Origin of the sequence: Psychroserpens luteus (assembly GCF_015319355.1) — a bacterium.
Lineage (GTDB): Bacteria > Bacteroidota > Bacteroidia > Flavobacteriales > Flavobacteriaceae > Psychroserpens > Psychroserpens luteus.
Genome location: NZ_JADILU010000002.1, coordinates 109,180 through 122,083, shown reverse-complemented (window position 1 = coordinate 122,083; position 12,904 = coordinate 109,180). Strand labels below are relative to the sequence as shown.

The 12,904-nt window shown below is 32.8% G+C and carries 14 protein-coding genes; 7 read left to right on the top strand and 7 right to left on the bottom strand.

The window, feature by feature from the left end; genetic code table 11:
- Positions 1–4 precede the first annotated feature (4 nt).
- On the bottom strand, positions 5–466 hold the full coding sequence (locus tag IM744_RS04160; protein ID WP_194507377.1) for an Lrp/AsnC family transcriptional regulator: 462 nt from the start codon (positions 464–466) through the stop codon (positions 5–7).
- A gap of 184 nt (positions 467–650) precedes the next feature.
- Here IM744_RS04160 and IM744_RS04155 point away from each other — a divergent pair, with 184 nt between their 5' ends.
- A complete protein-coding gene (locus IM744_RS04155; RefSeq protein ID WP_194506847.1) occupies positions 651–1,865 on the top strand; it encodes an aminotransferase class I/II-fold pyridoxal phosphate-dependent enzyme in 1,215 nt (404 codons plus the stop codon).
- A gap of 47 nt (positions 1,866–1,912) precedes the next feature.
- Here the strand turns inward: IM744_RS04155 and IM744_RS04150 are convergent, their stop codons facing one another.
- The gene (locus IM744_RS04150) at positions 1,913–2,338 is read right to left on the bottom strand and encodes a hypothetical protein (protein ID WP_194506846.1); all 426 of its coding nucleotides are present in this window, start codon (positions 2,336–2,338) and stop codon (positions 1,913–1,915) included.
- Between the two features lie 197 nt (positions 2,339–2,535).
- Positions 2,536–2,766 (bottom strand): metal-dependent hydrolase, encoded by a 231-nt coding sequence (locus IM744_RS20835; protein WP_317175386.1) that lies wholly within the window; start codon positions 2,764–2,766, stop codon positions 2,536–2,538.
- A gap of 120 nt (positions 2,767–2,886) precedes the next feature.
- On the opposite strand from IM744_RS20835, the gene IM744_RS04145 reads away from it, so the two are divergent.
- From IM744_RS04145 to IM744_RS04130, 4 genes are all read left to right on the top strand, one after another.
- Positions 2,887–4,560 (top strand): Na+/H+ antiporter NhaC family protein, encoded by a 1,674-nt coding sequence (locus IM744_RS04145; RefSeq protein ID WP_194506845.1) that lies wholly within the window; start codon positions 2,887–2,889, stop codon positions 4,558–4,560.
- A 204-nt stretch (positions 4,561–4,764) separates the two neighbouring features.
- On the top strand, positions 4,765–5,409 hold the full coding sequence (locus tag IM744_RS04140; RefSeq protein WP_194506844.1) for a peroxiredoxin: 645 nt from the start codon (positions 4,765–4,767) through the stop codon (positions 5,407–5,409).
- Between the two features lie 7 nt (positions 5,410–5,416).
- Positions 5,417–5,725 (top strand): thioredoxin family protein, encoded by a 309-nt coding sequence (locus IM744_RS04135; RefSeq protein ID WP_194506843.1) that lies wholly within the window; start codon positions 5,417–5,419, stop codon positions 5,723–5,725.
- Between the two features lie 113 nt (positions 5,726–5,838).
- Entirely contained in the window at positions 5,839–6,096 is a 258-nt protein-coding gene (locus IM744_RS04130; protein WP_194506842.1) for a DUF6952 family protein, read from the top strand.
- Between the two features lie 165 nt (positions 6,097–6,261).
- Here the strand turns inward: IM744_RS04130 and IM744_RS04125 are convergent, their stop codons facing one another.
- Positions 6,262–7,143 (bottom strand): NAD(P)-dependent oxidoreductase, encoded by an 882-nt coding sequence (locus IM744_RS04125; protein WP_194506841.1) that lies wholly within the window; start codon positions 7,141–7,143, stop codon positions 6,262–6,264.
- A 164-nt stretch (positions 7,144–7,307) separates the two neighbouring features.
- Here IM744_RS04125 and IM744_RS04120 point away from each other — a divergent pair, with 164 nt between their 5' ends.
- Positions 7,308–7,616: a GNAT family N-acetyltransferase gene (locus tag IM744_RS04120; RefSeq protein WP_194506840.1), complete on the top strand. Its 309-nt coding sequence runs from the start codon at positions 7,308–7,310 to the stop codon at positions 7,614–7,616.
- Between the two features lie 202 nt (positions 7,617–7,818).
- Here IM744_RS04120 and IM744_RS04115 read toward each other — a convergent pair whose 3' ends face one another.
- Together IM744_RS04115 and katG are read right to left on the bottom strand one after the other, a co-directional pair.
- Positions 7,819–8,289 carry an ankyrin repeat domain-containing protein gene (locus tag IM744_RS04115; protein ID WP_194506839.1) on the bottom strand — a complete coding sequence of 157 codons (471 nt, stop codon included), beginning with the start codon at positions 8,287–8,289 and terminating at the stop codon, positions 7,819–7,821.
- Between the two features lie 71 nt (positions 8,290–8,360).
- Entirely contained in the window at positions 8,361–10,589 is a 2,229-nt protein-coding gene (katG, locus tag IM744_RS04110; RefSeq protein WP_194506838.1) for a catalase/peroxidase HPI, read from the bottom strand.
- Positions 10,590–10,813: 224 nt separating this feature from the next.
- Between katG and IM744_RS04105 the strand changes: the two genes are divergently transcribed.
- Positions 10,814–11,050, top strand: coding sequence for a putative signal transducing protein (locus IM744_RS04105; protein ID WP_194506837.1), 237 nt, complete (start codon positions 10,814–10,816; stop codon positions 11,048–11,050).
- Between the two features lie 199 nt (positions 11,051–11,249).
- On the opposite strand, the gene IM744_RS04100 is transcribed toward IM744_RS04105, so the two are convergent.
- The gene (locus IM744_RS04100) at positions 11,250–12,875 is read right to left on the bottom strand and encodes an ABC-F family ATP-binding cassette domain-containing protein (protein ID WP_194506836.1); all 1,626 of its coding nucleotides are present in this window, start codon (positions 12,873–12,875) and stop codon (positions 11,250–11,252) included.
- Positions 12,876–12,904 lie beyond the last annotated feature (29 nt).

Here is a 12,904-nt window from a genome sequence, read left to right as displayed (position 1 = left end):
CTATTTATCCTACATTAATTGCAGTGGTGTGTTTTACTTCGCTAATCATGAAGGCGCTGTGTGTACTCCCAATATGACTTATTGTTGTCAATTTTTTGACCATAAACTCTCTAAACTCATCCATATCTGCAACAATAACTTTAAGCAAATAATCATAATCTCCACTTATGTGATAACATTCTAAAACCTCATCTAGTTTAGTCACCTCTTTTTCAAATTTAACCACAAAATCTTGAGTGTGCTGCAATAATTTAATACTACAAAATGTCACGAATGATCTATCTACTTGCTTTTTATCTACTAAGGCAACATATCCAGAAATTATTTGAGCGCGTTCTAATTTCTTAATGCGCTCATAAACTGCTGTAACAGATAGATTTAATTTACCAGAAAGTTCTTTATTGGTTTGTTTGCTATCCACTTGAAGTAAATGCAGCAACTTTTTATCTATAGCATCTAATTGTATCATGATTTTGAAAGATTTTCAGTTTAATAATTACTAGCTCAGCAGAGCTCACAAAAATAACCATAATAAGGCAATTATATAGTTTTATATTCTAATTAATCAACTAAGTATTGTATTTTAATCTAAATAGCATCACATTTGATGTTAAATTAATCAAATAAACTTTTAATTAAACTTAATAGATATGGCTTTTAAACCAGCAAATAGCATACAAGATTTACAATACTTTGGAGAATTTGGAGGTGTAAACCCTTCAATTTCAGATTCGTCAACGTACACCTTTCTTTCAGCAAAAACAATGTTTGATACCTTTGAAGGTAATGCAGATGGTTGTTATTTATACTCACGTCACTCTACACCTTCAAATTTATATTTAGGTGAAGCATTGGCAGCAATGGAAGGTACTGAAACTGCAAATGTTTCTGCCTCTGGAATGGGAGCAATTACACCTGTTTTAATGCAATTATGTGGTGCAGGAGATCATGTTGTATCTAGTAGAACTATTTACGGAGGAACTTATGCATTCTTAAAAAACTTCACACCTCGTTTTAATATTGAAACGTCTTTTGTTGACATTACAAAACTAGATGTTGTTGAAGCTGCAATTACAAAAAATACAAAAGTATTATACTGCGAGTCTGTTAGTAACCCTCTATTAGAAGTTGCAGATATCAAAGGTCTTGCTGAGATTGCTAAACGTCATAATTTAAAATTAATCGTAGATAATACGTTTTCACCTTTATCAATATCTCCTGCAAAATTAGGAGCAGATGTTGTGATTCACAGTTTAACTAAATTCATTAATGGTTCTAGTGATACTGTTGGAGGAGTTGTTTGTGGTACTCAAGAGTTTATTAACGATCTTAGAAATGTAAACAGTGGAGCTTCAATGCTTTTAGGTTCTACTATGGATAGTTTAAGAGCTGCTTCAGTATTAAAAAACTTAAGAACTTTACATATTAGAATGCAACAACACAGTTTGAATGCTACATATTTAGCTGAAAAATTTGAAAACGACGGACTAAAAACGGTTTATCCAGGATTGGCATCACATCCTTCTCATGAGTTATTCACATCTATGATGAATGAAAAATATGGATTTGGAGGCATGCTCACCGTTGACGTTGGAAGCCTTGATAAAGCAAACGAACTTATGGAACTTATGCAAGAGAAAAACTTAGGTTACTTAGCTGTGAGTTTAGGGTTTTATAAAACGTTATTCTCTGCTCCTGGAAGTTCTACTTCTTCGGAAATTCCTGAAGAAGAACAAAAAGAAATGGGATTAAGTGATGGCTTAATTCGTTTCTCAATTGGTTTAGATGCAGATATTGAACGCACTTACAACATGATGCGTGAGTGTATGGAAAAATTAAATATTTTAGAACCAGAAATGGCTTAAATAAAAACAAACCTCACAGGTTTTTAAAATCTGTGAGGTTTTTTATATTAAAAAGACGCAGTCTTATTTGTATGTAGATTTTTATAAGACGCTAATTTTTTAGTTAGCTCAATAGTTTTTTGCTGTACTTCAACTTTTATAGCATAACATTCGTCAACAAACTTTGGCAATCTTTTATTAACATCGTAGCGCGACTCTAGCTCTGCCAAAAATGTTAGTGTTTCTAAATTCTTTCTTAGCTTCCATTGAAAGAGTTCAAAATTAGACTCTGGTTCATTACTATTCTTCTTGTTTTTTGATATTGAAGGCTCAATTATAATTGGAGAGATAACCTCTATCTCTTGTAAAACAGATTTTGAAATCATTAAAAAATTAAGATTTTTTATAATCATTTCACCAATCATATTGATGTGGTGAAAAACAAAAGACCTGTAAGAAAATTGATTAGAAATAGAAGGTGAAATAGTTAACATACTGACAGCTAATTAATTAATGTTACTATTTGGACACCCAAATTATGTAAAGTCACAAGTTTTCGATATAAAGCAGATTTTCATGTTTATAGGATATAAAAATCCGACCAAGTGCTCTAATCCTTAAACAGTTACAAGTAATTAATCAACTATTTGTTGAAAAACTAATTGGTTGTATGTAATTGATTTCCGGTATTCTACAATTTATGTACAAGCCAACACAATACAAATGCAGCCAAAACGAAAAACAAAATTGAGTGCATAAAACCTCTATGGAATAATATGAGATCCATTTCGTTGTAGTAAAATAATTTTCCGAAGAATACATTTAAATTTAGAATAGCACCTCTAATCACTCCAAATAATAAGGCTTTATTTCCTCTCTTTTCATCTAGAATCCCTTCTCCAAAAGCAGCTCCTAAAACAATTTAAGTTGATGAATCCATTTCTGTTTTTAGAATAGAAGTACAAAAGCGCGTAACAATTATGATTTGCAGAATAGCCAACATTATTGTAACATTACAAGTGTAAACCGACACTTCTATTAAATGAGCGACGACAAAAACATTTCAGAATTTAAAGCTAAAGATCAAAATATCGTTGATAATAAGGAACTTAATTTTTTTGAAGCCTTAATTCCTGTTATCATTTTAATGGGAATGTTAGCTTATAATATCTTTTTTGTTGATGGTCAAGAATGGTTTGGAGGTTATACTAATCAAATTATTTTATTGCTTGGAGGTATAGTAGCTGCTATTGTTGGCTTCTTTAACAAAGTCTCGATAGATCTAATGCTAAAAGAGGTTTGGGAAAACCTAAAAAGTATTTTTGTACCTATCATGATATTGCTCTTAGTTGGTGCTCTTGCTGGTACTTGGCTCATTAGTGGTGTGATTCCTGCCATGGTTTATTATGGTTTGCAAGTGTTAAGTCCAGAGATATTTTTACCAGCCTCTGTGATTATTGCTGCAGTGATTTCTATTGCTACAGGTAGTTCTTGGACGACCTCAGCAACAGTTGGTATTGCTTTGGTTGGTATTGGTACAGCTTTAGGTATTAATCCTGGAATGATTGCTGGAGCAGTGATTTCCGGAGCTTATTTTGGAGATAAAATGTCGCCTTTAAGTGATACAACAAACCTTGCTCCTGCTATGGCTGGAACAGATTTGTTTACACATATAAAATACATGACCTATACAACTGTACCAACCATTATTGTGACGTTGATTTTCTTCGGAATTATAAGTGCCTCAATAGATACTACAGGAAATGCAGATATCTCTCAAATTTTAGAAACTATTGATACGACGTTTAATATCACTCCTTGGTTATTTTTGGTACCTGTTGCTGTTGTTGCATTAATTCTTTTAAAAACAAAACCGTTAATCGCTTTAGGAACCGGAGTCATTTTAGCAATTGTTTTTGCTCTCGTTTTTCAACCAGATGTTATAGAAGATGTTACAGGATCAAAAACTAAAACTATTGTGAATGCAGTACTCACAGATACAAACATTCCTATAGATGACTCTGCTTATGTTGCCAATCTCAACACACAAGATATTGAAGCAATAAATGACAATAAGAATCTTGCGACTTTGTTTACTGATGGTGGTATTGATAAAAATTTCTCTAACGATGAATTAGCACAAGTTTTTGCTAATGCAAATTATGATAAAAACACATTAAACTTAAAAACTGAGAGTTTAAGTAGACTTCTAACGATTGACAAACTAAAACAACTATTTAGTGCTGGTGGAATGAACGGAATGCTATGGACGATATACCTCATCATTTGCGCTATGGTTTTTGGAGGTATTATGGATGGGATTGGAGCATTATCAAGAATTACAAACGCATTACTTTCTATTGCAACTTCAGTCTTTGGTCTCTTTGCTGCTACTGTTGCAAGTTGTTTAGGGTTAAATATTATTGCATCAGATCAATATCTCGCTATAGTTATTCCAGGAAAGATGTTTAAACAAGCTTATAAAGATAAAGGTCTTGCTCCAGAAAACTTATCTAGAACTCTAGAAGATTCTGGTACTGTGACATCTGTATTAATTCCTTGGAACACTTGTGGAGCTTACCAATCTGGTGTTTTAGGTGTTGGTGTTGGTGAGTATTTTGCCTACGCTATTTTTAATTGGCTAAGTCCTTTTACCACTTTGGTTTTTGCAGCTTTTTCAATAAAAATACGAGAATTGAAAAAGAAGCAAAAATAGATATGCATCATTATTAGATGATATTTGCATAGTTGACAATTTGAACACTTGTTTGTTGCCAAATTAGCACATTTTGACGTACTTTCTTAAAGCCATTCTTTCATACTATCATTTCATAGTTTCTTATAATTAATTCCTATTTTGATTACCTATTCTATTCTTTAATTTTGTATAAAATTATAACAACAATTAAAAAATATAGATATGGCTTTAGTAGGTAAAAAATTTCCAGATTTAAACGTCAATGCAATGAACGATATGGGTGACACTTTCAAACTCAACGTTCTTGAAGAAGCAAAAAACAACAATAAAAAAGTAGTATTATTTTGGTACCCAAAAGATTTCACTTTTGTTTGCCCAACAGAATTACACGCGTTTCAAGCTGCTCAAGCAGAATTTGAAAAAAGAAACACAATTGTTATTGGAGCATCTTGTGATACTGCCGAAGTTCATTTTGCATGGTTAAGTACTGCAAAAGATAACGGAGGAATTGAAGGTGTAACTTACCCAATATTAGCAGACTCAAATAGAAACTTAGCATCTGCACTTGATATTTTAGATATTTCCGAAGGAACTTTTAACGAAGAAACTGGATTATACACAGTAGAAGGTGATAATGTAACTTACAGAGCTACGTACATCATTGATGAAGAAGGAACAATCCAACACGAAAGCATTAACAATATGCCTTTAGGAAGAAACGTCAACGAATATTTAAGAATCATTGATGCTTTAACTCACGTACAAGAAAAAGGAGAAGTTTGTCCTGCAAACTGGGAAGAAGGAAAAGATGCAATGCAAGCTAATGCTAAAGGTACTGCTGAATACTTGAAAGCACATTTAAACTAAGTTGATCATGGTTAAGGAATTAGAACAAGATAATTTATCTGAATTAATTTCAGAGAATGAAACCGTGGTTGTACAGTATTCTGCCACTTGGTGTGGAAACTGTAGAATCATGAAACCAAAGTTTAAAAAGTTAGCTTCGGAAAATGAAAACATCACGTTTATTATGGCTGATGCAGAGAAATTTCCAGAATCTAGAAAATTAGCAACAGTTGATAATTTACCAACCTTTGCAACTTTTAAAAATGGCGATTTTGTTGATCAAGTACAAACTAACAAGTTTGATGTTTTAAAAGATTTAGTAAACGAGGTCTTATAAACTAGAAATACCAAATAGATCGCAGCCGAAACTTTAAACCTTTCGGCTGCATTCTATAAGGCTAGAAAATATTAATTAAAAATAATTTTCCCTTTGGGAAGATGGATGATGAGATGAAATTACCAGTAATAAAACACCTAACGCAATTTATTGAAGACAATGATGAAGACTACATCGTTGAAACCATTGAAACTTTAGAAGCTTTAACCGAAGTTCCTTCTCTAAAAGATGAAGAACTAGATGTTATTGGAGAATTAATCTCTAACATGTATGGTGCAATTGAAGTTAATAAAATGATTAAAGAAGGTGCAACTAAAAAAGATGCAGTAAACAACTTTATGAAACGTGTTTTAGGATCTATTGATAAGTAGAAAGTAGACCAATAAAAATTAGTAATAAAAAACCACTTTGCGAAAGCAAAGTGGTTTTTGTTTTATTTGAAAGTAACATTTAAAAAATTTGCTGTCTTTATTTTATGACCTAAAAACTTCAGCTATACTGGACTTTTTCAGTATTAAAACAAATTAGCAGATCTACTATTTCTCTAGCTTCATGAAATAATCGTAGATTTCAGGTACATTTTTATTACCCATATCAGCACCTAAAGCTTCCTGAAGATTTGCAGAAGTAGCTTCAGCAATCTGAGAAACTGTACCAAGATCATTCATCATCTGTACAAAATAACCTAGATCTTTATTAGCATTAGCAATAGAGAAACCTAAATCACTTACATGATCTACAGCGTAGTGTTTACAGAATTTCATGAATGGTGAATTCGATGGTCCTGAAGACATGATATCAAACAGTTGCTGCTTATCTACACCTGCAAGTTCCGCTGCTGCGAAAGCTTGAGACATAGCAACAACAGTTGTCATACCCATAAAATTATTGATAAGCTTAGTCGTATGACCAGCACCAAGAGCACCTAGATAAAATATGTTTTCACCTTGTTCGTCAAGAACTGGTTTCACCTTGTCAAAAGTATCTTTATTTCCAGCTGCCATAATGTTAAGCAGTCCGTCTTTTGCATGAGCAGGTGTGCGTCCAAGTGGAGCATCAATCATTCCCGCTCCCTTTTCAGCTAAGTCTTTACCGATCTTGATAGTAGATGCAGGAATCGATGTACCAAAATCGATCAAAACACTACCTTCTTTAATACCAGCCAGGATACCTTCTTCACCGTAAACGATCTTTTCAACAACAGCAGAAGTAGTAAGACAGAACATTACAATATCGCTCTTTTCAGCTAATTCTTTTGGAGTAGAAGCTTCAGTCGCATTACCGCGAGCGATAACTTTTGCAACTTCATCTTTATTAAGATCCATTACTGTAAGTTCAAATCCTCTTTTTTGCAGATTTTCAACCATGTTTCCGCCCATAAGGCCAAGTCCGATAAATCCGATAGTTGGTTTTTTCATATTTATTTTATAATTGTTAGCGCAAATATATGCATCTGTAAGCTAAAAGTCCTCACTCATTTCAGAAAAGCGAAATCCACAAAATTTAAATCAAAAAATTTTAATTTTAGAAAAAAAATCAAAAAATATTGCGAAATAACAACTAGTTGTGCTTAATTAAAAAAATGACCGAAATCGAAATATCAACAGAAAGAATAAAATTGAGATTAATTGAATTGTCAGATTTAAATTCGATTCATAAATTACATTCTTTACCTAAAACATATGAATTTAATGCTCTTGGTATTCCAAAAAATATTGAGGAAACGAAAAATATAATTGAACCTTGGATTGCGGAAAATAAGTTGAGCAAAATAAAAAACTACACATTCGCAATTGAAAATAGATTGGATAGTGAATTCATCGGATTATTTGGGCTTAAACTCGGAAACGAAAAATATAAACGAGGAGAAGTTTGGTATAAAATAGTTTAACGATAGATTAAAGAAAAACAATACTAGAAAAAATTTGAAAAATGGAACCGAATCTTTTGCTTTTGAACTAGGCAATGTTTGGATTGGAGAAAAATAAAAACGTTGGATAACATCCGTATAAAACAAATAAAAACTGAGTTAAAGTAAGTAATTACACTTAATCTTAAACTCAGATTCTCTTTATTACAAAATCCACTTTTTATTATCCCAAAAGCTCAACAATCTCTGCAAAATACTTCTCTTTAGCATAATCTAAAGCTGTTTTACCATCGTTATCTTTAATGGTTGGATCTGCTTTATGTTCTATAAGTAATTTCACGATCTCAGCTTTATTGTATTGTGTGGCAAAGATTAATGCAGTTGTTCCGTTGGTATTGACTTCATTTAAATTGGCGCCATTTTCAATTAAATATTGGGCAAAAGCCACGTTTCCTTTAAAACTTACACCTATTAAAGCTGTATTTCCTGAAGCATCTTTAGCATTAATTGGTGCTTTATGTTCAATTAAGATTTTGGTTGCGATTTCGTTATCAAAATAGGTTGCAAAAATTAATGGTGTAAAACCACGAACATCTTTAGTATGAACCAATTCTGGATGAACGCTTAAAAGCGTTTTAAGTTTTTGGTCATCTTCTGTTCGTATGGCTTCAAAGAATAATTCTATATTTTTCATTTCAGTTTTGTGTTATAAAAAAAGGAATGAGTACAAACGACTCACTCCTTCTTTTCTTCTATAATTATAACTTATTTTAAATCGAAACGATCTAAATTCATCACTTTAGTCCATGCTGCAACAAAGTCTTTAACAAAGCGATCTTGTCCATCGTTTGCTCCATAAACTTCTGCAATAGCTCTCAGCTCTGTGTTAGAACCAAAAATTAAATCTGCACGAGTTCCAGTAAATTTCAATTCACCAGTTTTACGGTTACGACCTTCAAAGAATCTATCATCTTCAGAGGTTGCTTTCCATGTATATGTAAAGTCTAATATGTTTTTAAAGAAATCGTTAGTTAAACTTCCAACGTTATCTGTAAATACTCCGTGGTTTGAACCATCATAATTAGCACCTAACACACGTAAACCACCAACTAAAACAGTTAATTCTGGTACAGAAAGTGTTAATAAATTAGCACGATCTATTAATAAATCTTCCGCAGCGATTTTTAAATTCCCTTTTGTGTAATTTCTAAATCCATCTGCTAAAGGTTCTAAATATCCAAACTGCTCAATATCTGTTTGGTCTTGTGTTGCATCGCCTCTTCCTTGACTAAATGCTACTGTATTATGATATCCTGCGTTTTTAAGCGCTTTTTCAACGCCTACATTTCCTGCTAAGACAATTAAATCTGCAAGAGATATTTCAGCATTAAAATCATTTTGAATACCTTCTAAAACAGTTAACACTTTATTTAATTCGGTTGGATTATTAACTTCCCAACTGCGTTGTGGTTCTAAACGAATACGAGAACCGTTTGCCCCTCCTCTATTATCTGACCCTCTAAAAGTTGAAGCCGAAGCCCAAGCTGTAGTTACCAATTGAGAAATTGATAAACCAGAATTTGAAATCATACTTTTTAAGGTTGACACATCTGCATCACTTAATGTATAGTTTACTGTTGGAATTGGATCTTGCCATAATAATTCTTCTTTTGGAACTTCTGGTCCTAAATAACGAGATGTTGGACCTAAATCACGATGCGTTAATTTGTACCAAGCACGAGCAAAAGCATCTTCAAACGCTTTATGGTCTGCATGAAAACGTTTAGAAATCTCTAAATACGCAGGATCTACTTTTAAAGCGATATCTGCAGTCGTCATCATTAAATCTTGTCTACCATTAGGGTCACCAGCTTTAGGAGCTTGTTTAGCATGTGAAGCTGCTGTAGGCTTCCATTGGTGTGCTCCTGCTGGACTTTTTGTTAATTCCCAGTCGTAGTTTAATAAGACATCAAAATAATCTGCATCCCAACGTGTAGGATTTGGTGTCCATGCTCCTTCAATTCCACTTGTAATGGTATCATCTAAAACACCTGTACCATAAGAATTTTTCCAACCTGTACTCATTTCTTCAATTGATGCTCCATGTGGTTCTTTACCAACATATTCATTAGGATCTGCTGCTCCATGCGCTTTTCCGAAGGTGTGTCCTCCAGCAACTAATGCAACGGTTTCTTCATCATTCATTGCCATTCTACCAAAAGTTTCTCTCACATCGTGAGCCGAACCCAATGGATCTGGATTTCCGTTTGGTCCTTCTGGATTTACATAAATCCAACCCATCATCACTGCTGCTAATGGATCTTCTAAATCTCCATCTTCATAACGGTCTTTATTTTCTCCCCATTCTGTTTCACTTCCCCAATATATATCTTGTTCTGGTTCCCAAACATCAGCTCGTCCTCCTGCAAATCCAAACGTAGGAAATCCCATAGATTCTAAAGCACAGTTTCCTGCAAGAATCATTAAATCTGCCCAAGAAATTTTGTTTCCATATTTTTGTTTTATAGGCCATAGTAATAATCTGGCTTTATCTAAATTTCCATTATCTGGCCAACTGTTAATCGGTGCAAATCTTTGGTTTCCTGCTCCTGCTCCACCACGTCCATCTCCAACTCTATACGTACCTGCACTATGCCAAGCCATTCTAATCATTAATCCTCCATAATGTCCATAATCTGCAGGCCACCAATCTTGAGAGTCTGTCATAAAAGCAGTCAGCTCTTTCTTTAAAGCATCGTAGTCTAAACTTTTAAATGCCTCTGCATAATCAAAATCATCTCCCATTGGGTTTGACTTTGAAGCATTTTGACGTAAAATATTTAGTTTTAATTCATTTGGCCACCAATCTCTGTTTTTTACACCACCACCTGAGGTGTGTTTAACTGTTCCGCTTAAAAATGGGCATTTAGCAGAACTTTCATTGATATCAAAATTTTTACCTTGAGGAGCACTTGCATGAGGATTATTTTCCATAATATTTTTTTTTATTATTCTTAATTCTATAAATTTAGGTTATTTACCCCTCAATCAATAATAGATTTAGATTATAATATATTATTATTGAATTGAAAAAAGCTATCATCATCTAATGATCACTGAATTAGTATTAGGTAGTTAATAGATGAAATATGGTATATTTTTTGTAACTTAATGTTTAGAATACGACTAATATTTTATTAACCTAAATTCTTTTAATTATGTCAGATACCACATATACGAAAATATTCTCAGGAAGTTTTATTATTGTTCAATTAGCTTTAGATCGACTTAAAGGCGCAGGAATAAATGCGATTGTCAAGGATGAATCTGAATCTGGAAGACTTGCAGGTTTTGGAGCCTCTATACAAGGTTACCAAGAGCTTTATGTTAGTAATGAGGAATTAGCTCAAGCAAAAACAATTATCACTAGTGTTAAGGAAGAGTTAGAATCTTAGTGATTTCGTTTAAAATTATTATTTACTGAAAATTATTCAATTAAACTGAAATCTTATTTTTCGCTAAATAGCAATGCTAAATGGTTTAAATAAACTTTCATTTTATATCAAAAGCTCTAAAATCACTTAAACACAAAAGGTTTAAGTGAGTTTAGAGCTTTTTTAAATTTCCGAAGAAAAGAAAAATAAACTTTTAAATTTATGCGGTTACTGCATACATTTTTTCTCTCATTTCTTTAATCTTCTTATCACTCATATATTCATCAAAAGTCATGTAACGATCTATAACTCCGCTTGGTGTTAACTCGATAACTCTGTTTGCAACTGTTTGCGCAAATTCATGATCATGAGTTGTAAATAATACTGTGCCTTTGAAATTTTTAAGAGAATTATTAAAAGCTGTAATACTTTCTAAATCTAAGTGGTTTGTTGGTTCATCAAGCATTAATACATTTGCTCTTACCATCATCATACGACTTAACATGCAACGTACTTTTTCTCCTCCAGAAAGTACATTTGAAGTTTTTAAAGCTTCTTCTCCACTAAAAATCATTTTTCCTAAGAAACCTCTAATAAAAACTTCTTCTCTTTCTTCTTCGGTTGTTGCCCATTGGCGCAACCAGTCTACTAGAGTAAGGTCATTATCAAAATAATCACTATTATCTAAAGGTAAATAAGATTGAGTTGTTGTAACTCCCCAAGAAAACTCACCTGCATCTTGTTTTTGCTTACCATTTATAATTTGGTAGAACGCTGTTGTAGCTCTAGAATCTTTAGAGAACACAACGACTTTTTCTCCTTTATTAAGGTTGATATCTATATTACTGAACAATACATCACCTTCTAAAGAAGATGCTAATCCTTCAATATTTAAAATTTGATCTCCTGCTTCGCGATCACGTTCAAAAATAATTGCTGGATAACGACGACTAGATCGTCTAATGTCTCCAATATTTAATTTTTCGATCATTTTCTTTCTACTTGTTGCTTGCTTTGATTTTGCAACATTGGCAGAGAAACGTCTAATAAATTCTTCTAATTCTTTTTTCTTGTCTTCGGCTTTTTTGTTTTGTTGAGCATGCTGTCTTGCTGCTAATTGTGAAGACTCATACCAAAACGTATAGTTACCAGAAAAATGGTTGATTTTACTAAAATCAATATCTGATATATGTGTACAAACCGAATCTAAAAAGTGTCTATCGTGAGATACCACAATAACGCAATTTTCATAATTGGCTAAGAAATTTTCTAACCATGAGATGGTTTCATAATCTAAATCATTAGTAGGCTCATCCATGATTAATAAATCTGGATTTCCAAAAAGCGCCTGAGCTAATAACACACGTACTTTTTGCTTACCATCTAGATCTTTCATTAAAGTGTAATGAAATTCTTCTTTGATACCAAGATTTGAAAGCATTGCAGCAGCATCACTATCTGCATTCCAACCGTTCATTTCTTCAAATTGCACTTGAAGTTCTCCTATTTTCTCTGCATTTTCATCTGTATAATCTGCGTAGAGTGCATCAATTTCAGACTTTAACTTAAACAAAGGTTTGTTACCCATTATGATGGTTTCTAAAACAGTGTGCTCATCATATAAGTTATGATTTTGTTCTAAAACCGACATACGTTTGCCTGGTTCTAAATGCACATGCCCAGAAGTAGGATCTTGCTTTCCTGCAATAATATTTAGAAATGTAGATTTCCCTGCGCCATTAGCTCCAATGATTCCATAACAATTTCCATTATTAAAGGTGGTATTTACTTCATCAAAAAGTATTCTTTTTCCGAATTGTACCGAAAGGTTTGATACTGTTAACATACTGTATTTATTTAAGTTACAACTTTTAG

What these genes read in the sequence shown, in the direction of transcription:
- IM744_RS04155 (WP_194506847.1), top strand. Translation starts at nt 651, where the DNA reads ATGGCTTTTAAACCAGCAAATAGCATACAAGATTTACAATACTTTGGA.
- IM744_RS04150 (WP_194506846.1), bottom strand. Translation starts at nt 2,338, where the DNA reads ATGTTAACTATTTCACCTTCTATTTCTAATCAATTTTCTTACAGGTCT.
- IM744_RS04145 (WP_194506845.1), top strand. Translation starts at nt 2,887, where the DNA reads ATGAGCGACGACAAAAACATTTCAGAATTTAAAGCTAAAGATCAAAAT.
- IM744_RS04140 (WP_194506844.1), top strand. Translation starts at nt 4,765, where the DNA reads ATGGCTTTAGTAGGTAAAAAATTTCCAGATTTAAACGTCAATGCAATG.
- IM744_RS04135 (WP_194506843.1), top strand. Translation starts at nt 5,417, where the DNA reads ATGGTTAAGGAATTAGAACAAGATAATTTATCTGAATTAATTTCAGAG.
- IM744_RS04130 (WP_194506842.1), top strand. Translation starts at nt 5,839, where the DNA reads ATGAAATTACCAGTAATAAAACACCTAACGCAATTTATTGAAGACAAT.
- IM744_RS04125 (WP_194506841.1), bottom strand. Translation starts at nt 7,143, where the DNA reads ATGAAAAAACCAACTATCGGATTTATCGGACTTGGCCTTATGGGCGGA.
- IM744_RS04120 (WP_194506840.1), top strand. Translation starts at nt 7,308, where the DNA reads ATGACCGAAATCGAAATATCAACAGAAAGAATAAAATTGAGATTAATT.
- IM744_RS04115 (WP_194506839.1), bottom strand. Translation starts at nt 8,289, where the DNA reads ATGAAAAATATAGAATTATTCTTTGAAGCCATACGAACAGAAGATGAC.
- katG (WP_194506838.1), bottom strand. Translation starts at nt 10,589, where the DNA reads ATGGAAAATAATCCTCATGCAAGTGCTCCTCAAGGTAAAAATTTTGAT.
- IM744_RS04105 (WP_194506837.1), top strand. Translation starts at nt 10,814, where the DNA reads ATGTCAGATACCACATATACGAAAATATTCTCAGGAAGTTTTATTATT.
- IM744_RS04100 (WP_194506836.1), bottom strand. Translation starts at nt 12,875, where the DNA reads ATGTTAACAGTATCAAACCTTTCGGTACAATTCGGAAAAAGAATACTT.